The organism is Micromonospora sp. WMMD723 (assembly GCF_049863385.1).
Taxonomy (GTDB): domain Bacteria; phylum Actinomycetota; class Actinomycetes; order Mycobacteriales; family Micromonosporaceae; genus Micromonospora; species Micromonospora wenchangensis.
This window is the reverse complement of the sequence record NZ_JBMKNR010000001.1, coordinates 4,725,184-4,750,157: the sequence shown is the minus strand read 5'-3', so window position 1 is coordinate 4,750,157 and position 24,974 is coordinate 4,725,184. Positions and strand designations below refer to the sequence as shown.

The following is a 24,974-nucleotide window of genomic DNA, read 5'->3' as shown; positions in this document are numbered from 1 at the left end:
CGCTCAGGTGAGTCCGCGCAGCCGGTCGGCCAGCACGGCGGGGGTCGGGTTCTCGAACACGTCGGTCAGGGCGAGCCGGACACCGGTCTCGTCCCTGATCCGCTGCGCCAGCGCGGCGGCGAGCAGCGAGTGCCCGCCGTTGGTGAAGAAGTGCGCATCGGCGTCCAGGTCCGACCGGCCGAGCAGCTCGGCGAAGAGCGCGACCAGGGTCGTGGTGAGCCGGTCGGCGGCGGCGGGGCCCCCACCCGGTGCGGCACCGCCCGCCCCCGCCGGCTCCCGGGCGGCGAGGTCCGCCAACGCCAGGTAGTCGACCTTGTCGCTGCCGGTGCGCGGGAACGCCTCCACCGCGAGGAACCGGTGCGGCACCACCGACCGCGGCAACCGCCCACGGGCGTACTCCCAAAGCTCGTCGACGGCCTCCGGCCGATCCGGGACCCGGACGAACGCGGCCAGGCTCCCGTCGGCGCCGGGATCCCCGACGACGACCACGGCGGCCGCCTCGACGTCCGGATGATCGGTGAGGACGCCCTCGATCTCGCCCAGCTCGATCCGGTTGCCACGCAGCTTCACCTGCCGGTCCATCCGGCCGAACAGGTCGATCCGGCCGTCGGGCCGCCAGCGCGCCACGTCGCCGGAACGGTAGAAGCGGCCGTACCCGGGATGCACACCGAAACGCTCGGCGGTCAGATCGGGGCGTCCGTGGTAGCCGTCGGCGACGCCGACCCCGGCGACGCACAGCTCGCCGCGCAGACCGACCGGCAGCGGCTCCCCGTCCGGGCCCGCGATGAAGATGCGGGTGTTGGCGACCGGTGCCCCGACGTCCACCCGGGGCCCCGGGTCCGCCGGTACCCGGCCGGCGGTCGCCCAGATCGTGCTCTCGGTCGGGCCGTAGACGTTCCACAGCCGGGCACCTGCCGCGGTCAGGGTGGCTGCCAGCCCCGGCAGCAGTGGCTCGCCCCCGCTGAGCAGCGTCCGTCCGGCAACCAGGTCGGTGATCTGGTCGACGACCAGTCGCCAGGTGGTCGGGGTCGCCTGGAGGAAGCCGATGTCGTGCGTCCGCACCGCCGCCGCCAGCAGGCTGCCGTCGGTGCGGGCCTCGTCGGGCAGCACGACCGTGTGCCCGCCGTGCAGCAGCGGCATCATCACCTCCAGCGACGAGGTGTCGAAGCTGTACGTGCTGAGCCAGCCGGTCGGCCGTTGCGAGCCGGCGACGCCGAAGCGCACCGCGTAGTCGGTGATGTGGTTGACCAGGCTCCGATGGGTGATCGGGATGCCCTTCGGCCGGCCCGTGGAACCGGACGTGTAGATCACGTAGGCCAGGGCGGACGGTCGCGCCACGGCGGCGGCGGTGGTGTCGACCCGGACCGTCGGGGCGGTGCCGACGTCGGGCACCGCAACCGTCCGCCGGTCGCCGGGCGGGACGAGCCCCGCTCCGGTCACCACCACCCGCGCTCCGGCGTCGTCGAGCTGGTAGGCGATCCGCTCTGCCGGGTGGTGCGGGTCCAGGGGGAGGTACGCCGCGCCGGCGAGCCAGGTGCCGAACACGGCGGCGGCCAGCGTCGCGCCCCGGGGCACGAGCAACGCGACGACGTCGCCGGGGCGGACGCCGGCCGCTGTCAGCCGCTCGGCGGTGTGCACGGCGGCGGACCACAGGTGTCCGTAGCTGACCAGCTGGTCGCCGTCGCGGACCGCCGGGGCGGCCGGGTCGGCGGCGGCACACCGGGCGAATCCGGCGAGCACCGACGTCAGCTCGACCGGGCGGTCGGTCGCGTTGGCTGCTCCGATGATCGCGTGGTCCTGCGGCGACCAGATCGACAGCGAGCCGGTCGGCGCGTCGAGGTCGTCGCCGACGGCGACCAGCAGCGCGTCGTAACGGCGGACGATCAGCTCGACGTCGGCGCGGTCGAGCACGCCGGTGTAGAACGCCGCGCGCACGGTCGCGCTGTCCCGGTCGGACGTCACGAAGAACTCCAGGTCGAACTGGCTGAACCCGTTCTCGACCACGACCAGTTCGGCGGCGGCGCCGGCCACGGTGAAGCGGCGCTGCCCGGCGGCGAACGGCACGTAGTTGAACACGTGCCGGAACAGCACGTTGCGCCAGCCGGAACCGTCGCGGTCGACCACGTCGAGCAGTTCGTCGGCGGGCATGTCCAGGTGGGCCATCGCCTCCATGAAGACCCGGCGGGCACGACCGGCGAGTTCCCGGAAACCGACGGTGCGTTCGGTCAGCAGGCGCAGGGTGAGCAGGTTGCTGTGGTAGCCGACCGCGCCGGCCGCCTCCCGGCTGCGGGCGTTGACCGGTGATCCGATGGTCAGGTCGGGGCCGGCGCCGTGTCCGGCCAGCAGCACCGCGTACGCGGTGAGCAGGATGACCGACTCGGGGGCGCGCAGCTCGCGTTGCAACCGCCGGACGACCGCGTGCGCCTCGGGCGACAGGACGTGGGTGACCTCGTCACCCTGGAGCGTGGTGGTCGACGGTGCCGGCTTCTCGCACCCCAGTTCCAGACCGGACGAGCGGAAACCGCTCATGGTGTCGCGCCAGAACTTCTCGCTCTGCTCGGACGGCGCGGGCTCGTGCCAGACGGGCACCTCGCCGGGGTCGGGGTCCCGGCCGGCCAGCACCGCCTCGTAGAACTCGACGAGCTGTGCCCGCAGGATGGCGGTGGACGTCACGTCGGCGACGGCGTGGTGCAGGGCGAGACACAGGACGTCGTCCTCGGGGCCGTGCAGCAGCAGGGCGCGCAGCAGCGGGCTGCCGTCGGCGTGGAACGGGCGGGCCACGAAGGCGGTCAGTGTGCCGCGCTCGTCAGCGGGCCGGCTGACCTGCTCCGGGGTGATCCTGAGGCTGGGCAGGACCGTCCTGGTCAGGGCGGCGTCGGTGCGGTGGAAGACCGTGCGCAGCGCCTCGTACCGGCGGGGTAGGAGGTCCAGCGCGGCCGTCAGGGCAGCCGGGTCGAGACGGCCGACGACGCGGAAGGCCAGCGACAGGTTGTTCGCGCCGCTGCCGGGCACGAGATCGTCGAGCAGCCAGAGGGCGGTCTCCTTGCGCGAGGCGCGGACGGGTGGGTCCGGGGCTACGGCCCTCACCGGCCGGCCCGCGATCCGGCGGCCAGGAGGCCGGCCACGGTCGCGGCGACCTCCGGGGTGCGCAGCAGGTCGCGGTGCTCCACCGCGAACCGGACCTCGTCGGCGATCCCGATGGGGGCCGTCCCGGCGGTGGCGCGCATCCGGTTGAGCCCGCTGGTCGGGGTCGCCGAGGTGATGACGGTGGCACGGGACCAGCCGGGACGGGGATCCAGCCCCGCGGCGACGCCGAGATAGGTCATGAACGACCCGACCAGCGCCACCAGCTCGGCGGCGTAGTCCTCGTCGAGGCCGGCGCGGCGTAGCGCCGTGGAGCCGACCGGCTCGAAGACCGCGTACAGTTCGGCGGCGAACTCGGCCGGTGTGCTCCCGGGGCGTGCCGCCAGCCGCTGCGCCGCGCCGGCCAGTTCGCTGACCTCCGCCGGGGTCAGCACGGCCGTCATGTTGCCGACGACCCGGCCGAACTGCAGGTGGACGGTGGGCACGTCGACCAGCTCGGGATCGAAGACCACCACCTGCGGCGCGGTGGGTTGCCGGGCGGCGATCCGCTCGGCCAGGACGCCGGCGAAGACCGATCCGGCGCAGTAGCCCAGGAGCGCCCGGACGGTGCGCCCGCTGTGGGCGACCTCGGTCAGCCAGGGGGCGAGGTACTCATCCTGGTCGACGCCGGAGGTGGGGACGCGGACGGGGGCGACGGTCTGCCACAGGGCGCAGTCCAGGCCCAGGTGCGGCGTCAGGTCGGCGAAACCACCTTCGTTGCGGCCCGTCACCGGGAAGTCGGTGGCCAGCACGACGTCGGCGTCCGGTGCTGCGTCGAGCACCACGTTCCACACGGCAGGGCTTGGCATCTGACAGTTCTCCTGATCAACTGAAGTCAATACTTAATTGTCTCTGACGCATCGGCGGAAGCTGCTTTCCGGCGAGACTATTCCACTTTCCCTCACGTTGTCCACCCGAATGGGAAAGTCATTGGACAAGCGATATTCGGGCGCGTCTAAGCAGGCGAGGATCCACTGGACCACGCTCGGAAAGTTGATTTCGGTATCAACCAGCGGCTATTCTTCCTCACTCAGTCGAGCGACTACCACATCGGCGAGCACCTGCGGGGTGTGGCATTCATAGAGCACGTCCGCCGCCCATTCCAGACCGGTCAACGCGACCAGGTGGTCGCGCAGTTCCAGCGCGGTGACCGACGACAACCCCAGGTCGAAGAACTCGTCACCGGGGTCGATGTCGGAGGCGGAGTCGTGCCCGAGTACGGCCGCCGTCAGTTTCCGCACCCCCGCCAGGACCTCGGCGTTCCACCGGTCACGGGGCAACCGCGTCAGCGCCGCCCGCAACTCGCCGGACGGAGCGGGGTCCTCCGGCGCGACGGCGGACGGCGCGGCGGCGGACGGCGCGGCGGCGGACGGCACGTGGGCGGCGGACGGCACGTGGGCGGCGGACGGCGCGTGGGCGGCGGACGGCTCCACCGCGACCGCGACCGCCGGACCGGTCGGTTCGTCGTCGGCGTACTCGCCGACGAACACCCCCTCCGGCCGGATCCGGGTCACGGGGTACCGCTGCGCGATGACCGCGCACAGCCGACCCCTGGCCAGGGCGTCCACCTCCGGTGGAAGGTCGACGACATGGTCGGCGACCGGGAGCGAGGCGTCCCGGGTGAGCGCCCACGACGGCACCCCGGGCACCACGACCGGCTCGGCGCCGGGCAGGGCGATCACCAGGTCCGGCCGCCCGGTGACGTCGACCGTCACCCGGGCGCCGTGTCGGGCCAGCGCGCCGGCGAGGGCATCGGTCAGGTCCGGGTCACCGCCGGGCGGTGGCACCAGTGCGACGGTCCCGTCCAGCACCGGTGGTGCGACGTCCGGCACCAGCCGCCACCGCACCGGCCGCCGGACCGCACCGGGCCGCAACCGGGCCACGGCCGCGAGAACCTGCTGCGGTGTCTCGTCGCCACGCAGGCCCAGCATGCCGAGGGCGACCTGCGGGTCCCCGGACCCGAGCGCAGCCCAGAGGGCATCCGCGGCGGGTCGGCGCGCGGTGGCCGCGACGGGCGTCGGCATCGGCTCGGGCCAGAACCGGCGCGCCTGGAACGGGTACCGCGGCAGCGCGCAGCGCCGAGGCTCGCGGCCCGCGTACACGGCCGGCCAGTCGACGTGGAGGCCGCGCGTGTGGAGGGTGCCGACGGCCGCGAGAGCGGCGTGGACCGCTGGCCGGCCCCGTCGGGCCAGCGCGACCGAGGACACCGGCGCCTGCGGCAGACAGGCGTGCACGGCCGGAGCCAGCACGGTGTCCGGTCCCAGTTCCAGAAACGCGGTGCCACCCGCCCGCTCCGCCTCGTGCACCGCGTCGACGAAGCGCACGGCACCGCGAAGCTGGTCCACCCAGTAGGCCGGCGAGATCAGTTTCTCCTCGGTCCGTACCGTGGAGACGACCGGAATCCGGGGCTGCTGGAATCCGAGTGTCTCGGCGACCGCCCGGAACCCGGCGAGCGCCGGTTCCACCCGGGCCGAGTGGAACGCGACCGCGACCCGCAGACGCCGGTGGCGGTGTCCACGGTCGGCCAGCACCCCGGCGACCTCCAGCACCGCGTCCTCGTCCCCGGAGAGCACGACCGCGTCCGGGCCGTTGACCGCGGCGATCGACACCCGGTCCCCGTAGCCGGCCAGCAGCGGCAGGACCTGCGCCTCGGCGGCGCGGACGGACACCATCGCGCCGCCGGCCGGCAGGTCGGCCAGGGCCCGCCCCCGGGCCGTGACCAGCGTGGCGGCGTCACCGAGCGCGAGCATGCCCGCCACGTACGCCGCGGACAGTTCACCGATCGAGTGGCCGATCAGCAGGTCGGGTCGCAGCCCCCACGAGGTGACGAGGCGGAACTGGGCCACCTGGAGGGCGAACAGGGCGGGCTGCGTGTACTCCGTGCGGTCGATCAGGTCGCCGTCGCCGAACACCACCTCGGGCAGCGGCGTGTCCAGTGTGAAGTGTGCGCTCACCTCGTCGAAGGCGCGGGCGTACTCGGGGAACGTCTCGTACAGCCCGCGACCCATCCCCCGCAGTTGGCTGCCCTGGCCGGTGAACACCAGGACCAGCCGCTGCCGCGTGGCGGTGGCCCGCAGCACGCCCCGGTCGGTCCGCCCCGAGGCGAGCGCGGCCAGCCCGGCCCGCAGCTGCGTCTCGTCCCCGCCGGTGACCATCGCCCGGTGCCGGTGGGTGGCGCGGGTGGTGGCCAGTGAGTACGCCACCGACGCCGGATCCGTGGCGGTGGCAGCCGCCAGCCGGGCCGCCTGTTCCCGCAGCGCACCCTCGGACCGCGCCGACAGCAGCCACGGCACCCCGTCGAGGACCGGCCGGTCCCGGTCCGGCTCAGGCTCCGGCGGTGCCTCCTCGACCACCACGTGGGCGTTGGTGCCGCTGATGCCGAACGACGACACGCCCATGCGTCGCGGCACCTCGTGCCGCGGCCAGGGCTGCGCCGCCGTCAGCAGCGCCACGTTCCCGGCGGACCAGTCCACGTGCCGGGACGGCTCGTCGACGTGCAGGCTGCGCGGCAGCAGGCCGTGCCGCAGCGCCAACACCGCCTTGATCACCCCGGCCACACCGGCTGCCGCCTGGGTGTGTCCGAGGTTGGACTTGATCGAGCCGAGCCACAGCGGCCGGGGGCGCTCGGCGCCGTACACCGCGAGCACCGCCTGCGCCTCGATCGGATCGCCGAGTGCCGTGCCCGTGCCGTGCGCCTCCACCGCGCCGACGTCGCACGGGCGCAGCCCGGCGGCGTTCAGCGCCGCCCGGATCACCCGCTCCTGGGCCGGCCCGTTCGGCGCGGTGAGCCCGTTGCTCGCCCCGTCGGAGTTGACCGCGCTGCCGCGCAGCACCGCCAGCACCCGGTGGCCCTGCTCGCGGGCCCGCGACAGCCGCTCGACGAGGACCACACCGACGCCCTCGCCCAGGCCGGTCCCGTCGGCGGCTGCGGCGAACGGCTTGCACCGGCCGTCCGCGGCGAGTCCGCGCTGGCGGCTGAACTCCACGAACACCGCGGGCGTGGCCAGCACGGTCACCCCGCCGGCGAACGCGAGGTCGCACTCGCCCGCCCGGATCGCCTGCGCGGCCAGGTGCAACGCCACCAGCGACGACGAGCAGGCGGTGTCCACGGTGACCGCCGGGCCCTCCAACCCGAAGGTGTACGCGATCCGTCCGGACAGCACGCCCCCACCGACGCCCGGGGCGAGGAACCCCTCGGCGGAGCCGCCCTCCAGCAACCGTCCGTAGTCCTGGTACATGGCGCCCATGAACACGCCGGTTCGGCTGCCCCGCAGGACGCCCGGGTCGATGCCGGCGTCCTCGCAGGTCTCCCAGACGGTCTCCAACAGCAGCCGCTGCTGGGGATCCATCGCCACGGCCTCCCGTGGCGACACCCCGAAGAACGCGGCGTCGAACCCGCCGGCATCCGCAAGGAAGCCACCCGACCGGGCGTACGAGGTGCCTGGCGCATCCGGGTCCGGATCGTGCAGGTCGGCGAGCGGCCAGCCGCGATCGTCGGGGAACGGCACGATCGCGTCCCGTCCGGCGACCAGCAGGTCCCACAGGTCCTCCGGGCCACGGACACCGCCGGGCAACCGGCAGCCGACGCCGACCAGCACCACCGGATCGTCTGCGGCACCGGTCGCGGCGGCGACGTCCCGGACGGTGACCGGTTGATCCGCGCCGGCCAGGCGTTCGTCGAGGTGCCGGGCCAGCGCAGCCGGGTTGGGGTGGTCGAATGCGAGCGTGGCGGGCAGCCGCAGCCCGGTGGCGCCGGCGAGCCGGTTGCGCAGTTGGACCGCGCTGAGCGAGCCCAGCCCCACCGTCTTGAACGCCCCGTCCGGGTCGATCGCGTCGGGGGAGGCGTGCCCCAGCACGGCGGCGGCGTGCGCGAGGACGAGGTCGAGCAGCATCCGGTGCCGGTCGGCCGGGGTCCTGCCGGCGAGTCGGCCCGCCAGCTCGGAGGCGAGGGCACCGCCCCGTGCGGCCAGCCGCCGCACCGGCGCCCCGGCGAGGTCCCGCAGCACCGGCGGTACGGCGTCGCCGGTGGCCCGCAACGCGGGCAGGTCGAGCCGGACCGCAACGAGCACCGGCACGGCGGTGGTGAGGGCGGCGTCCAACGCCGCCAGCGCGGCTTCGCGGGGCAGCGGCAGGAACCCCGAGCGGCGGAACCGCGACATGTCGGCCTGGCCGGTCATCGCACTCTCGTCGGCCCACATGCCCCAGGCCACCGAGACGCCGGGAAGCCCGGCTGCCCGGCGGACCCGGGCCAGCGCGTCCAGGGCGGCGTTGGCCGCACCGTAGTTGGCCTGGCCGAGCCCGCCGAACACGCCCACCGCTGAGGAGAACAGGATCAGCCGGGCCTGCGGAAGCAGTTCGTGCAGGAGCCAGGCCGCGTCGACCTTCGGACGCAACACCCGGGCGAGCCGTTCCGGCGTCAGGTCCGTCACCAGGCCGTCGTCAAGCAGACCGGCGGCATGCACCACCGTGGTGACGGTGGTCGTGCCGAGCAGCGCCGTCAGCTCCGCCCGGTCCGCGACGTCGCAGGCGACCACCGCGACCCGGGCACCGCCCGCGCTCAGCTCCGCGGCGAGGGCAGCCGCCTGCGGGGCCTGTGGGCCGCGTCGACTCGCCAGCACCAGGTCGCGGACGCCGCGTTCGTGCACCAGGTGCCGGGCGACGATGCCGCCGAGCGTGCCCGAGGCACCGGTCACCAGGACGGTGCCGAGGTCACCGGGGGGTTCACCCGTCGGTGACACCCGGACCAGTCGTAACTCCCGCGCGGCCCCGGCGGCGAGGCCCAGTTGCGGCTCGTCCGCGGCCAACGCGGCCGGCACCGCCGCGATGGTGGCGTCGTCGCCGTCGGCGAGATCGAGCACCGCCAGGCGGTCCGGGTGCTCCAGCTGCGCGCAGCGCACCAGCGCCGCCGCCGCGGCCTCGCCGGGGTCGTCGAGCACCCGCCGGGTGACCATGACGAGGGTGGCGGTGGCCCCGCGCTCGTCGGCGAGCCACTCCTGCACCATGGCGAGAGCCCGCTCGGCGGCTGCGGCGGGTGGGCCGGTCGGGGCAGGGACGAGCACGAACCGGGCGGCCTCGTCACTCGGCGTCACGCGCAGCAGTCGCGCCAGGGCGGGATCACCGACCGTGTACCCGACGGCGGATCCGTCCGGCAGGGGGCGGGGTGTCCACTGCGGAAGCAGCAGGTCGCCGTGGTCGGGCGGGCCGAGCGCGCCGTCCGGGAGCGGACTGAGCAGCAGGGACCGTACCGACGCGACAGGTGCCCCCGACGGGTCGGTCAGCTCGATACGCACGCCACCGTCCCCGGTGCCCGTGAGGGTGGCCCGGACGGTGTCGGCACCTGTCGCGTGCACCCGGATCCCGGTCCACTCGAACGGCAGCGCGGGCCGGTCCTGCGTCCCGGTCCCGAAGTCCCCGAGCGCCACCGGGTGCAGGCAGGCGTCCAGCAGCGCGGGATGGATGCCGAATCCACCGGGCTCGACGCCGGGCAGGGCGACCTCGGCGTACAGGTGCGCGTGGTCGCGCCACAGCGCCCGGACGCCCCGGAACAGCGGCCCGTACCGGAGCCCGACACTGGCCAACCGGTCGTAGAGGTGCTCCACGTCGAGTTGCTCGGCGTCCGCCGGGGGCCAGGCCGTGGCCGTCGGCGGCGGCGGGTCACCACCCGCGGTGAGCACGGCGGTGGCGTGCAGCGTCCAGCCGCCGGTGCCGACCCGACCGTGCACGGTCAGCTCCCGTGCGCCGTCCGCACCGGGTTCGCCGGTCTCGACCCGTAGCCGGACCTCGGTGTCCTCGGGCACCACGACGGGAACGAGCAGGGTCAGTTGCGCGATCACCGGGCAACCGGCCTCGTCGCCGGCCCGGGACACCATGTCCACCACGGCCGCGCCGGGGAGCACGACACGGCCCTGGACGGTGTGGTCGGCCAGCCACGGATGGGTGGCAACCGACAGCCGGCCGGTGAGCACGATCCGGTCGGCACCGGACACGGCGGCCCGCAGGACGGGATGCTCGACGGCGTCCAGGCCGAGCGCGCCCGGGTCTGCGCCGCCGGCCGGCAGCCAGTACCGCTCGGTCACGAACGCGGTGGTGGGCAGCTCGACCGCCCGGGTGCCGGGCCACACCACCGACCAGTCCGGCCGGACGCCCTGCACGTGCAGCTGGGCCAACGCCCGGACCATCTGCTCCGGTCCGCCCTCGTCACGCCGCAACGTGTGCAGGACGGCGACGTCGGCGTCGAGCGCGTCCACCGTCTCCTGGGCACCGGTCGACACCACCGGGTGCGGGCTGACCTCCAGCAGGGTGGTGCAGCCGTGGCGGGTGAGGGCCGTGACCGCCTCGTCGAAACGGACCGGCTCGCGCAGGTTGCGGTACCAGTAGTCGGCGTCGAGCGGGTCGTCGCCGTCGATCCACCGGCCCTCGACGCTGGAGAAGAAGGGCACGACGGGTCGGGCCGGGGTCACCGGGGCCAGGGCGTCGCGGACCTTGTCCCTCACCCGTTCCACGTGCGCGCTGTGGGAGGCGTAGTCCACGTCCACCCGGCGGGCCCGTACGTCCTCGGCCTCCAGCTCGGCGAGCAGTTCGTCGAGCGCGTCGCCGTCACCGGAGACCACGACCGAGGAGGTGCCGTTGACCGCGGCCAGCGACAGCCGACCGGTCCAGGCGCGCAGGCGCTCGCGCATCTGCCCGGCGGACAACGCCACCGACATCATGCCGCCGAGACCGGACAGCTCCGTCAGTGCCCGGCTGCGCAGTGCCACCACCCGGGCGGCGTCCGGCAGGGTCAGTGCCCCGGCGACGTACGCGGCGGCGATCTCACCCTGGCTGTGGCCGGCGACCGCGGCCGGTGTCACGCCCACCGAACGCCACACCTCGGCCAGTGCCACCATCATCGCGAACAGCACCGGCTGCACGATGTCGACCCGGTCGTAGTCCTGCTCGCCGCGCAGCACGGCGGTCAGGTCGAAGTCGACGTACGGCGCGAGAGCGGCCTCGCACTCGGCGATCTGCCTGCGGAAGACCGGGCTGCCCGCCAACAGGCCCACCGCCATCTGCCGCCACTGCGATCCCTGCCCGGGGAAGAGGAACGCCACCGGACCGGGTGCCCCGGTGACGCCCTCCACCACGGCCGGCGACGGCCGTCCCGCGGCGACGGCGGCGAGACCGGCGAGCAGTTCGTCGCGGTCGGCACCGCACACCACGGCCCGGTGCTCCCGTCCCGTCCGCGTGGTGACCAGCGACGACGCGACGTCCCACGGGTCCAGGTCGGGTCGGGCTCCCAGATGGGCGGCCAGCCCCGCGGCCTGGGCGCGCAGACCCGCCGGGGTGCAGCCGGACACGGCCCAGGCGTAGGGCCAGCGTCCATCGGGATCGGCCACCGGCACCGGTGCGGCAGCCGGGGGCTCCTCGAGGATGACGTGCGCGTTGGTGCCGCTGACACCGAAGGACGAGACGGCCGCGCGGCGCGGTTCGTCGCCGGCCGGCCAACCAACCGGCTCGGTCAGCAGCTCGACGGCGCCGGCCGACCAGTCCACGTACGGCGTGGGCCGGTCCAGGTGCAGCGTGCGCGGCAGCACCCCGTGCCGCATGGCCATGACCATCTTGATGATCCCGGCGACGCCCGCCGCAGCCTGGGTGTGCCCGAGATTGGACTTGATCGAGCCCAGCCGCAGGGGGACGGGGCGTTCCCGGCCGTAGACGGCGAGCACCGCCTGCGCCTCGACCGGGTCGCCCAGCGGGGTGCCGGTGCCGTGCGCCTCGACCACCGCCACCTGGGCCGGGGTGAGACCGGCGTCGACCAGGGCTTCCTGGATCACGCGGCGCTGGGCGGGGCCGTTCGGGGCGGTCAGTCCGTTGCTGGCCCCGTCCGAGTTGACGGCGAGGCCACGGATCGTCGCGTGGATCCACCGGCGGGCCGCCCTCGCGGCGGAGTGCCGTTCCAGCACCAGCACGCCGACGCCCTCGGACCAGGCGGTGCCGTCGGCCGCCGCCGCGAACGGCTTGCACCGCCCGTCCGGGGCGAGCCCGCGCTGCCGGCTGAACTCGACGAACGCGTCAGGCGTGGCCATCACGGTCACGCCGCCGACCAGCGCCATGTCGCATTCGCCGCGTTGCAGGGCCCGGACCGCCTGGTGCAGTGCGACGAGCGACGACGAGCATGCGGTGTCCACGGTGACGGCGGGGCCACGCAGGCCGAGCTGGTAGGCGACCCGCCCCGACACGACGCTGCCGCCGCCCTGGGCGCCGTGGTAGTCGTGGTGCATGGCCCCGACGTATACCCCGGTACGGGTGTCGCGCAGCGTCACCGGGTCGATGCCGGCCCGTTCCACCGCCTCCCACGAGGTCTGCAGGATCAGCCGCTGCTGGGGATCGGTGTAGGCCGCCTCCTTCGGGGAGATCCCGAAGTAGGCGGCGTCGAAGGCCGCGGCGTCGTGCAGGAATCCGCCGTCACGGACCGTGGAGGTGCCCGGGTGGTCGGGGTCGGGGTGGTAGAGGGCGTCCACGTCCCAGCCACGGTCGCGGGGGAACCCGGTGATGCCGTCGCGGCCCTCGGCGACCATGGACCACAGGTCCTCCGGTGAGTCGACACCGCCGGGGTAGTGGCAGGCGATGCCGACGATGGCTACCGGCTCGGCGGACCTGCTCTCCGCCGCGCGCAGCCGCTGGCGGGTGACCTGCAGTTCCGCGGTGACGCGGCGCAGGTAGTCCCGGAGCTTGTCCTCGGTGGTCATCGGTCCTCCTGACCCGCAACGGGGCTGCCGAGCTCAGCGTCGATCATGGCGAACACCTCGTCGTCCGTCGCGGCGGCGAACACGTCCGGCGGGGCGGCGTCGGGGGCAGGGGTGAGGGCGGTGAGCAGGTCCCGTACCCGCTGCACCACCCGGGTCCGGGACACGTCGTCGGTGGCCGCCGCCCCGGTCAGGCCGACGGCGACGCGGTCGAAGTCGGCGAAGAGGGTCGGCAGTTCATCGGTGCCGGTGGCGTCGTCGAAGCGGCCGGCGAGATGCTCCACCAGGTCGCCGGGGGTGGGGTGGTCGAAGACGAGGGTGGCCTCCAGGGCCAGTCCGAGCGCCGCGCCGAGGCGGTTGCGGAACTCCACCGAGCTCAACGAGTCGAATCCGAGTTCCTGGAAGGAGCGTTCCGGATCGACCGCGCCGGCTCCGGCGTACCCGAGCACGGCGGCGGCCTCACCGCGGACCAGGCCGGCGAGGCGGGCCCGCCGCACGGCCGGCCTCAGTTCGGCCAGGCCCGGCCCGCGCAGACCGGGATCGACCGCGCCTGCCGGCGCGTCGGTCAGCAGTCCACGCAACATCGGGGGCACGACCGCTGACGCCCGGGTGTGCAGCCGCAGCGCGACCACGTCCGGTTCCGTGCCGGCCAGGGCGGTGTCCAGCAGGTGCAGTCCAGCGTCGACCGTCAGCCGGTCGAGGCCCGCGCGGGCGAGGCGGTCCCGGTCGGCGGTCATGCCGTCGTCGAGGTCCCAGGGGCCCCAGGCGATCGAGACCACCCGTCCGCCCGCCGCGACCCGGTGCCGGGCCAGCGCATCCAGGTACGCGTTGGCTGCCGCGTAGTTGCCCTGGCCGGGTCCGCCGAGCACACCCGCCACCGACGAGAAGAACACCGTCTCGGCGTCCGGCAGCAGCTCGGTCAGCCGGTCGGCGCCGGTGGCCTTGGCCCGCCACACGTTCTCCAGTCGGGTGGCGTCCAGCGCGGTCACCACGCCGTCGTCGAGCACCCCGGCCGCGTGCACCACCGTGGTGACCGTGCGGCCGGCGAGCAGCGCGGTCAGCGCCGCGCGGTCGCCGACGTCGCAGGCGGCGGCCTCGACGCGGGCGTCCAGGCCGGACAGTCCGGCGGGGACCAGGCCACCGCGGCTGACCAGCAGCACGTCGGTGACCCCGTGCCGGGCGACCAGGTGACGAACCACGGGGACGGCGAGGCCACCGCTGCCGCCGGTGACGAGCAGCGTGCCCCGCTCGCGCGGCGGCACCGGCCCGGTCACGGGGACGCGGACCAGCCGGGGCGTCAGGAGCCGACCGTCCCTGACCGCGAGCTGCGGCTCGTCCGCGGCCAGCGCCCGCAGCAGGGCGTCCGGGGCACCCGCCCCGTCGAGCTCGACGAGGGTGAACCGGCCCGGATGCTCCGACTGCGCCGAACGCAGCAGTCCCCACGCGGCGGCCGTCGTCGGGTCCGGGTCGGTGGCGACGAAGACCAGCCGCGCGGCACCGAACCGGTCGTGTTCGAGCCAGTGCCGTGCCTGGGCGAGCACCTCCCGGGTCACCGCGAGCGCGGCGTCCGCCGACGACCCGGCCCCGGCGACGGGCACGATCACCACCTCGGGGACCTCGGACAACTGCGTCAGGGTGTCGGCCCGGGTCACTGTCACACCGGCCGTGGCGAGCGACGCGCCGACACCGGGGCGGTCCGGGCCCACGACGGCACACCGGCCGGGCGGGCCGGCGGGCGGGAGGCCGTCGAGGGGCACCCAGTCGACGCGGTACAGCGGGCTGTCCGGGGCCCCGGACGGCCGCAGGGTCACCGCGTCCACCGAGGCGAGGAGCCCGCCGGTGGCGTCGGTGAGCCGCACCGCGACGGTGCCCGCCCGGATCGGGGTGACGCGGGCGCGCGCGGTGACCGCCCCGGTCGTGGCGACCCGGACCGAGGACCAGGCGAACGGCAGGTACGCCCGCTCGTCGGGGACGAATCCGCCCAGGGCCACCGCGTGCAGCGCGGCGTCGAGCAGGACCGGGTGCAGGGCGTACGGGCCGGCGTCGCCGCCGGGCACGCAGACGTCCGCGTACACCGCGTCGCCGGCCCGCCAGGCGCGCAGCAGGCCCCGGAAGGCGGGACCGTAGCCGGGCAGCCGGTCGTAGAAGCCGCCGAGGTCGACCTCCTCGGCGTCGCCGGGCAGCGGTGGCGGCTCGGTCGCGGCGGTGTCGACGGGGGCGAGCACGCCTGTCGCATGCCGGATCCAGGTCGGCTCCCCGACGGCACGGGCGTGCACCTCGAAGGCGCGCCGCCCGTCGTCGCCGGGCAGCGCCGCGCTGAGCCGCACGTCGGTGTCGCCGAACGGGAGTGGCGTCCCGAGGACCAACTCGGCGACCACCGGACGGCCGAGCCGGTCGCCGGCCCGCAGGGCCAGGTCGACGAAGAACGTCCCGGGGACCAGCGTGGTCCCGTCGACGGTGTGGTCGGCCAGCCAGGCGTGTTCGTCCTGCGCGATCCTGGCCAGCAGGACGTGGCCGTCGGGCAGCTCCACCAGGTCGGGCAGCTCCAGCAGGGCGGGCCGGGACCGGCCCGAGTGACCGCCGGTGGCGACCCAGTGCCGGTCCCGGGCGAACGGGTAGCCGGGCAGGGAGAGCCGGCGCGGGCGGGCGGGCAGCGGCGGGGTGATCTCGGCCCCGGTGACCCACGCGGCGGCGAGTGCCGCCAGGTCGTCCCCCGCCGCCGCACCGGCCGCCCCCCGCCGACGGCCGCGATGACAGCCGTCACCGGTACGCAGCGCCGCCACGAGTTCGGCGGTGGTCGTGGCCACGACGGCGAGCCGCTCGTCGAAGTGCTCGCGCCCGGCCCACAACGTGTACGCCAGCGCGCCCGGATCCACGGCGACGGTCGCCGTGGCCAGGGCGGCCGTGAGGCCGGCGGCGGTGGTCTCCCCGTCGATCGGCGGGCAGGTCCCGAACACCGCCTCGACCCGGTGGGCGAGATCGGTCAGGCGCGGAAAGTCCAGTCCCAACTCCACGAACGGCTCGTCCGGTAGCGCCGTCGGCGCACCGGCCCGGGCCAGCAACGCGCCCACCGTCGCGGCCACGTCCCCACCGGTGTTCTCCAGGTGGGCCACGAGCCGGCCGACGGTCTCGTCGAGGCGGACGGTGTCCCGGGCGGACACCACGAACAGGTGCGGCGCGGCCGGTTCCGGTACGGCCGGCGGTACGGGCCACTCGGCGAGGACGACGTGCGCGTTGGCCCCGCCCGCACCGAACGAGCTGATCGCTGCGGCCCGGTGCCCGTGCGCACGGGCCGGCCAGGGCGCCCGCTCGCGCTGCACCCGGAACCGGGAGGTCTCCCACCGCACCGCGCTGGTCGGCGGGTCGGCGTGCAGCGAGGGCACCAGTTCCCGGTGGCGCAACTGGAGCACGACCTTGGTGAGCGCCGCGATGCCGGCGGCCGACTCCAGATGCCCGATGTTCGACTTGACCGATCCGAGCGGCCATGGTCCGCGGCCGGCCCCGATCCGGTCGAACGCCTGCTCCAGCGCGGCCACCTCGATCGGGTCACCGAGGCTGGTGCCGGTGCCGTGCGCCTCCAGGTAGCCCAGGTCGTCGGGGTCCACCGCGGCGTGTCGGATCGAGGCGGCGATCAGGGCCGCCTGGGACGCCGGGTTCGGCACGGAGAAGCCGGCGGTACGGCCGCCGTGGTTCACCGCGGTCCCCCGGATGACCGCGTGCACGTGGTCACCGTCGCGCACCGCGTCCCGCAGCGGGCGCAGCAGCACCACGCCGACCCCTTCGCCGGGCACGTAGCCGTCCCCGTCCTCGCCGAAGGCGCGGCAACGCCCGTCGCTGGACAGGAAGGAGGACTGGCTCAGCAACAGGTACTTGTTCGGGTGCACGGCCAGGTTGACGCCACCGGCCAGGGCCGCCTCGCACTCCCCCCGGCGGATGGCTTCGACGGCCAGGTGCAACGTGGTGAGCGAGGACGAGCACATGCTGTCCAGGGCGATGCTGGGGCCGCGCAGGTCCAGGAAGTACGACACCCGGTTGGCGATCGACGCGCTGAACGACGAGGGCACCGGTTCGGGTGCCGCGTCGACGCCGTACAGCTGGTACTGGTTGTACATCACGCCGGCGAACACGCCCACGGACCGGCCGCGCCAGGCCGACGGCGCATGACCGGCCTCCTCGAACGCGTGCCACGACTCCTGCAGGAACAGCCGCTCCTGCGGGTCGAGCACGGCCGCCTCCTTCGGCGAGACGTGGAAGAACCCGGCGTCGAACTCGTCGACGCCATCGAGGAATCCGCCCCACTTGCCGTACGACCTGCCGGGTGTCCGCCGGTCCTCGGAGTAGATCGCCGAGTGGTCCCACCGGTCCGCGGGCACCGTCGTGACACAGTCGCGGCCGTCGCGCAGGTTCACCCAGAACTCGTCCAGGTCGCGGGCCATCGGGTAGCGGCCGCTGATCCCCACGACGGCCACCGCGTCGTCGCCGTCGGGGATCGCATCGTCGCCGTCGGGGGCCGGTCCGGCCGTCACCGCTGCCGGGGTGTCCGCCGTGGCGTCGTCCGGCGTGAACGCGGCGGCTATCCGGGCCGCTTCCCCGGCCAGGACCACGACGTGGGAGCGGCCGCTGCCCACCGCCCGTAGCAGCACGTCGACCGCGAGCGGGGTGTCCATCGCCCGCAATCCCATCCGGCGCAACCCGGCGGCGTCGACCGGCATGCCGCCCTCCGCCCAGGCCGGCCACCCCACCGACACGATGTCGCGGCGGCTGCCGGCGAACAGGTCCAGGAAGGCGTTCGCGCACGCGTAGTCGGCCTGACCGGGGTTGCCCCAGGTGCCGGCGGTGGAGGAACACAGCACCAGGAAGTCCAGGGTGAGGTGCCGGGTGGCCGCCTCGACGTGACGCGCACCGTCGACCTTCGGGGCGAGCACCGCCCGGACGTCCTCGGCCCGTTTGCCCGTCAGGAGCCCGTCACGCAGCACCCCGGCGGCGTGCACGACCCCGTGCAGGGCACCGAAGCGGTCGACGGCGGCGCGCACCGCCCGGTGCACATCATCCGCCCTGGTCACATCCATCACGACGGTGAGCACCTCGGCGCCGAGAGCGGTCAGCTCGCCGACCACGGACGGGTCCGCGCCCGTGCGTCCGCCGAGCACGAGCCGTGCCCGGACCGACCGGGCCAGGTGCCGGGCCAGGGCGAGGCCCACCCCGCCGAGACCTCCGGTGATCAGGTAGACGCCGTGCTGCCGCAGCGGGCCGCCGCCCTGCGGCTCCGGCATCGTGCGGACGACGCGAACCTGCCGCGTGGCGTCGACGTACCGCACCTCCACGTCGGGCAGCCCGGCCGCGAGTTCGGCCAGCGCGTCGGACCGGTGCGGCGAACGGACCACCGCGGCCCGGGTGCCCGGCCTCTCCCGCAGCAGGGTCCGGAACAGGCCGGTGACCGCCGCCACGGGCGCGGCGTCGTCCTCGACGTGGCAGACCAGCCGCAGGGCGTCCCGTCCGGCGTCGGACGCGGCCCTGAGGAACTCGGTCAGGGCGACCGCCTCACCGGTGAGGTCCGACGGGTCGACGGGTTGCCACACCACCCCGGTGGCGGAGGTGGGTCCGATCGCGTCCGGCCACCGGCTCCGGGTGTGCGCCCCGATGGTGACCACCCGGGCTGGAGGCGGTCCGGGCGGCAGCGGAGCCGGACGCCAGAGCGACTCGAACCACACCGTCTCGGCCGGGACCGGAATCCCGGCGGCCGGCACCGTGGGCGGCGCGGACACCGCCGCGAACCCCCGCAGATGCTCGGCCAGCAGAGCGAACGTGTTGTGCTCGAACAGCAGGGTCGGGGAGAAGTCGACACCGAACGCCTGCTCCAGGTCGGCCGCGATGCCCAGCAACGCCGAGGAGTCCATGCCGAGCTCGTAGAACCCGGCCGTCTCGTCGAAGTCCGGGCGACCGAGCCTCGCCTCGATCAGCTCACGGACGATCCGCCCGGTGTCCGGTCCGGCCGGAGGGTGCGCGTCGAGACGGGTGATGGCCGCCGTGTCGCGGATCCGCTTGGACGTCAGCCCGTGCAGCCATGCCACAACGGTCCCGTCCTCGGCATGGAACTCCAGGTCGCAGGTGGTGAGATCCCCATCCGGGCCGGCCGGACGCGGCGGGGTGGCGTGCACCAGGGTCCGGGCGCCCAGCGGGCCCCGGGCCCGGACCGATTCGATCAGCATCGGCACGTACGGGCGGGCCTCGGCACCCGGCGGTGCGGTGGCGAACCGGGTGGGCAGCAGTGTCGAGGAGTCGAGCGCGGCGGGGTGCAGGTGGAAGTACCCGGCGTAGCCGGCGGCCGGTGGGCTCAGCGACAGTTCGGCGAGCAGTTCGTCCGGTCCGACGTGCAGGGTGCCGAGGGCCCGCATGAACTCGCCGTGTTCGATGCCGGTGGCGCGGGCCGTCGCGTACAGCTCGGTCATGTCGACGGTCTGCCGTGCCGTGGCCCGCAGTGCGGGCAGGTCCCGACGCCGTCGCGGGAACGGAAGGCCCAGGTGCAGCTGACAGTCCAGCACCGGTTCGCTGTCCCCACGGGGGCGACGCGTCCCGGTGACCGACACCCGGAAGTGACCGTCACCGCGGGCGAAACGCACCGTCAGTTCCGTGTCGAAGTCCGGGCCGGCGGCGACCGGGTTGCGGAACAGCACCCGGCGCAGCTCGACGCCGTCCGGGTCGACGCCACGCGCCCGCACCACGCGGAAGATGATGTCGAGGAAGGACACTCCGGGCAGGATCCGGGTGCCGTGGATGCGGTGGTCGCGTACCACAGGATCGCTGCTGCGGATGACGACGGTGCAGGCCAGACCATCCAAGGAGTCCACCGGACCTTCTCCCCCGCGCACTAGAACTGGATCTCGAAGAACGGCGCGAACGACTCCGGGCCGTGGTCGTGCCCGTGGCCGTTGGCTGACGTCGACACCGGTCCGTCGAACCAGAACCGGCGTCGCCGGTACCGCGGTGGCTCCAGCGGTTCACGCACCCGGGCCTGGGGCGGCGCCTGCCGCACCACCACGTGGGCGTTGGTGCCGCCGAAGCCGAACGAGCTGACCCCGGCCCGGCGTACGCCGTCGCGTCCGGTCCAGTCGCGCAGCTCGCGGACCGGGAACAGTGGTGACCTGTCGAACTCGAAGCGCCGGTTGAGCGTCGCGCAGTGCAGGGTGGGCGGCAGCTGCCCGTGGTGCACGGACAGGACCGTCTTGATCAGGCCGGCGATCCCGGCGGCGCTGAGCGTGTGCCCGATGTTGGTCTTCACGCTCCCCACGCCGCAGAACCCGACCTCGTCCGTGGCACCGCGCAACACCTCGGTCAACGCCTTCAACTCCATCGGATCGCCGATCATGGTGCCGGTGCCGTGCGCCTCGACGTAGCCGAGCAGTGCCGGGGACACGCCGGCGACGGCGAGCGCGGATTCGATGACCTCGCGCTGCGCCCGGGGGTTCGGGGTGGTGATGCCCATGGTGCGGCCGTCGTTGTTGACGGCGCTGCCCTCGATGACCGCGTACACCCGGTCGCCGTCGCGGAGCGCGTCCTCGACCCGCTTGAGCAGCAGGACGCCCACGCCCTCACCGAGGACGATGCCGTCGGCACGCTCGTCGAAGGTGTGGCACCGGCCGGTGGGTGACAGCGCCCCGGCACCGCTCATGCCGACGAACGGCACCTCGTCGAGCAGGATCTCGACGCCGCCGGCGAGCGCCGTGTCGGTTTCGCCGGCCCGCAGGCTCTGCACCGCGAGGTGCACCGCGACCAGCCCGGACGAGCAGGCGCTGTCGACGACCATGGCCGGACCGTGCACGTCCAGGTAGTGCGAGAGATGCGCGGCGATGAAGTTCTGCGCCATGCCGCTGATCGAATGGGTGGTCGCGGCCGTGTGGTGGGCGCCGAAGTTCGCCACCCGGGCACCGGCGAAGACCCCCACCCGGCGGCCGGCCACGTCGGCGGGTGTCAGGCCCGCGTCGGCCATGCACTCGGCCCCGGCCTCCAGGAACTGCCGCACCAACGGGTCGACGTGGGCGGCGCCGGCCGGGTCGAGACGGAAGAACTCCGGGTCGAAGTCCTCGATGGCGTCCAGGAACCCGCCCCACTTGCTGACGGTTCTGCCGGGCTGCTGGACCGGGTGCCAGAAGCGGTCCACGTCCCAGCGGGACGGCGGCACCTCGGTCACCGAGTCCACCCCGTCGACCAGGTTGCGCCAGAAGGTGGTGTGGTCGGGGGCGCCGGGGAAGTGTGCGGCGATGCCCACCACGGCGATCCCCCGCACCTGCGGCGTCCTCGGGACCGGTCGCGGCCCACCCTCCGCTTGCGTCCCACCCTCCGCTTGCGTCCCACCCTCCGGTTGCGTCCCACGCTCCGGTTGCGTCCCGCGCTCCGGTTGCGGCCCGCGCCCCGCTTGCGGCCCGCGCTCCGGTTGCGGCTCCGTGGGCACCGACTCCTGCGGCAGTACGCCGTTCAGGGTGGTGCTCAGCCGGGCGATGGTGGGGTTCTCCAGCAGCACCGACGGCTCGACGACCGCCCCGAGGTCGCGCTCCAGGGCGGCGAGCAGTTGGGCGATCATGATGGAGTCCACGCCGAGGTCGGCGAAATCGGCGTCGGGCGGAATCTGCGCGGCGTCCAGGCGCAACGTCGCTGCGAAGACCTCGGTGAGCCGCCGTACCCCGTCGTCGCCGGACCGGATCCCGTGCCCCGCCGGCAGCGCCTGCACGACGGCGGCGGCCGGCGCGGACGGGGTCGCAGCCGGGGTGACCTCCAGGAGGGCACGCGCGTCGAACCGGGAGGCGTCCACCACGCACGGCAGCACGACCGGGTCGGGCCCGGCCAGCGCCGCGTCCAGCAGCGCCAGGCCGTCCCGCGGGGGCAGCGCCAGCAGCCCTCGGGCCCGGTAGGTCGGGGTGTCCACCTCCGGCATGCCGGCCGCCTGCCAGCTCGGCCACTGCACCGACCGGAAGACCGGAACACCCGTGCCGGTGGCGGTCCGGTACTCGGCCACCCGGTCCAGCACCGAGTTGGCCACCGCGTAGTCGCTCATCCCGACCGCCAGGGTGGGCACCTGACCGGCGACCGACGAGTACAGCACCACGAAGCGCAGCGGGTCGTCCGCGCACGCGTCGAGCACGGCCTGCAGGCCTGTCGTCTTCGGTTCCAGCACCGCGCGCATGTCGGCGGTGCGCTTGCCGATGAACGCGGGGTCGGTCATCACCCCCAGCCCGGCACAGTGCACGAGGCCGGCGATCGGACCCCACTGCCGTCGTACCCGGTCGAGCACCTGCCCGACGCGCTCCAGCGGGGTGCTCTCGATCATCAGGTGCACCCCGGGGCGCTCCAGCGCGGTGAGGTCACGGAGCCGGGCGGCCAGGTCCGGATCGGTGTCCGCGGCGGCGATCAGGGCCGCCCAGGTCTCCCGGGCGGGCAGTGACGACTGCCCGAGCAGCACCAGCCGGTCCGCGCCCCGCGCGACGAGTTCGGCGGCCAGCAGCCGGCCGAGCGCACCGGTCCCACCGGTGATCACCACCGGCTGCCCGGCCAGCGCGGCCGACCACCGGGCCGGTGCCGAGGAGGCGTCCACGGGCCGCAGCACCGGGGTGTACCGGAGGCCGTCGCGCACGCACGCCTCGGTGACCGGATCGGTCGCCGCCAGCTCCGCGGCGACCACGTCGCGCACCACGTCCGGGTCCGTGACATCGACGTCGACGGTACGGGCGGACACGGCGGGGTACTCGGCGGTGAGCATCCGGACCAGCCCCGCGAACGCTGCTCCCCGCAGCGTCGGGTTCTCGACGCCGAAGGTCACCAACCCCCGCGTCAGGTGCAGGTAGGCCAGTCCGGTGGTCCGGTTCGCCGCGACCAGCTCCCGGGCCAGCACGATGCGCGCCCAGTCGACGTGCACCTCGGCCACCGGGACCGCGGACAGGTCGACGAGGTCCACCACGACCGTTGCCCGGCCGATCGCGGTGGCGGCCCGCAGGCCGGTCTCCTCGCTGGTGTCGTCCAGGCGGACCACCCGCGCGGTCCCCCCGAACGCCGCCAGCGCGAGCGCCTCGGTCTCGGCACCGACCAGGACCACCGGTTCGTCCGGTGCCGACGCGGACGGCAGCGACGCCGGCTCCCACGCTTTGACCAGCAGCCGCCGGGAATCCTCCGACGTCGGGTCGGACCCGGTGGGAAGCCAGTGCCGTTCCCGCGCGAACGGGTACGTCGGCATCGAGGTGAGGGCAGGTCGGTCGGTGCGCAGCGCAGCCCAGTCGATGGCCGCGCCGTCCTGCCACAGCCGCGCGATCCGGTCGAGCCGCCCCTCGCGGGCCAGCCGCCGCAGATAGCTGACGCCCTCCGGCTCGGTGAGCCAGTCGTGGTCGCCGGCCACGGTACCCGCCGCGAGGTCGCCGGCCAGGAACGCGGCGAGCAGGTCCCGCAACTGCGCCACGGACGTGCAGACCAACGCCAGACGCACCGCCATCGGGACCCGACCCACCTGCGAGGTGTGGGCCAACGACGACAGGGCGGGCTGCCGGTCCCCCAGGAACGTCCAGGTCGCTCGGGCGTACCGGTGCAGGGCGGCCTCGTCGCGCGCCGACAGCAGGAACACCTCCGGTCCGGTGTCCGGCGGTGACGGCGCGGGCGCGGGCGGTTCCTCCAGCACGACGTGGGCATTGACCCCGCCGAAGCCGAACGAGCTGACTCCGGCGCGCAGCGGCACGGACGTGCCGTCGGCGTCGCGCGGCTCCCACCGGCGGGTCTGCCGGACCGGCTCGAACGGCGTGCCGGTCAGCTCGATCAGCGGGTTGAGCCGGGAGAGGTGCAGCGTCGGCGGAAGCTGTCGGTGCCGCATCGCCAGCACCACCTTGATCACACCCGCGATGCCCGCGGCGGGTTCCAGGTGCCCGATGTTGCTCTTGACCGTGCCGATGCCGCAGGTGACCGGGGGCCGGACGGCCAGCGTCCGGTGGGCCCGGACCAGGCCGTCGATCTCGACGGGGTCACCGAGTGCGGTGCCGGTGCCGTGCAGCTCGACGTAGGACACCGTCTCGATCGGCACGTCCGCGTCCCGGTACGCCTCGACCAGCAGATCCGCCTGTGCGAGGGGGTTCGGTGAGGTGAGTGACGAGGCGCGGCCACCGTGGTTGACCGCGCTGCCGCGGATGACCGCGTGCACCCGGTCGCCGTCGGCGAGGGCCCGGGACAGCGGCTTGAGGACGACGACGCCGACGCCCTCCCCCTTGACGTACCCGTCGGCCCGCTCGTCGAGCGTCTTGCACCGGCCGTCGGGCGCGAGCACACCGAGCTGGTTGCCGGCGACGACGGTCTGCGGGGACAGCACGAGGCTCACCCCACCGGCTATGGCCAGGTCGCTCTCCCCCGCGCGCAACGAGCGGACGGCGCGGTGCAGGGCGACCAGCGAGCTGGAGCAGGCGGTGTCGATGCTCTCGCTCGGGCCGCGCAGGTCGAGCAGGTACGAGATGCGGTTGGCCAGCATGGTGCGGGCCAGTCCGGTGCCGGCGTGCGCGTTGACGTGCTCGCCGTTGAGCACCATCGACTCGTAGTCGGTGAACTGCACCCCGGCGAAGACGCACACCCGGCCACCCGCGAGCCGGTCCGGGCGGCATCCCGCGTCCTCCAGCGCAGCCCACGTCTGCTCCAGGAACAGGCGGTGCTGCGGGTCGATGACCTGCGCCTCGGCCGGTGAGATGCGGAAGAACAGCGGGTCGAACAGGTCTACGTCGGTCAGGAAGCCACCCCAGCGGGCGGTGCCGCCGAAGCGACGGGCGACCTCCCGCCAGTCCCACCGGTCGGCGGGCGTCTCGGTGATCAGGTCCCGGCCGGCCGCGAGGTGCTGCCAGAAGGAGTCCAGGTCGTCGGCGCCGGGCAGCCGCCCGGCCAGGCCGATGATCGCGACCGGCTCGTGGTCCGCCGGTGCCGGAGGGACGGGCCCGGATACGGGTACGGATGCGGGTGCGACGAACGGCGCGGATACGACCGGCTCGGGTACGAACGGCTCGGGTACGACCGGCGCGACGGCCGGGGTCGCGGGTAGCTCGGCCGCGAGGTGCGCGGCGAGTTTGGTGATGGTGTTGGCGGCGAACAGCGTCGTGGTCGGCACGGTCACGTCGT

At 74.5% G+C, this 24,974-nt stretch carries 4 protein-coding genes and 1 pseudogene (1 of these 5 running past the window's edge); all 5 read right to left on the bottom strand.

Translation table 11 applies throughout. The features are described 5' to 3' along the window. Nucleotides 1-3: 3 nt before the first annotated feature. Complete coding sequence (locus tag ACN261_RS20770; RefSeq protein ID WP_425851673.1) at nucleotides 4-3,087, bottom strand: non-ribosomal peptide synthetase; 3,084 nt, start codon at nucleotides 3,085-3,087, stop codon at nucleotides 4-6. Next, complete coding sequence (locus tag ACN261_RS20765) at nucleotides 3,084-3,932, bottom strand: hypothetical protein (protein ID WP_425851671.1); 849 nt, start codon at nucleotides 3,930-3,932, stop codon at nucleotides 3,084-3,086. Before ACN261_RS20765 ends, ACN261_RS20770 begins: the two co-directional genes overlap by 4 nt. Before the next feature lie 207 nt (nucleotides 3,933-4,139). After that, nucleotides 4,140-12,839, bottom strand: a pseudogene (locus tag ACN261_RS20760) (SDR family NAD(P)-dependent oxidoreductase); the annotation flags it as partial. 8 nt (nucleotides 12,840-12,847) lie between these two features. After that, on the bottom strand, nucleotides 12,848-19,696 hold the full coding sequence (locus tag ACN261_RS20755) for an SDR family NAD(P)-dependent oxidoreductase (protein WP_425851669.1): 6,849 nt from the start codon (nucleotides 19,694-19,696) through the stop codon (nucleotides 12,848-12,850). 20 nt (nucleotides 19,697-19,716) lie between these two features. Continuing rightward, nucleotides 19,717-24,974, bottom strand: partial view of an L-histidine N(alpha)-methyltransferase gene (locus ACN261_RS20750; protein WP_425851667.1) — the 3' end only. The gene runs 13,903 nt beyond the window's last position; only the last 5,258 of its 19,161 coding nucleotides appear in the window; the start codon falls outside the window, past its right edge; it ends in the stop codon at nucleotides 19,717-19,719.

Excerpts from the sequence above, each read along its gene's own strand:
- ACN261_RS20765 (WP_425851671.1), bottom strand. The coding sequence starts at position 3,932 with ATGCCAAGCCCTGCCGTGTGGAACGTGGTGCTCGACGCAGCACCGGAC.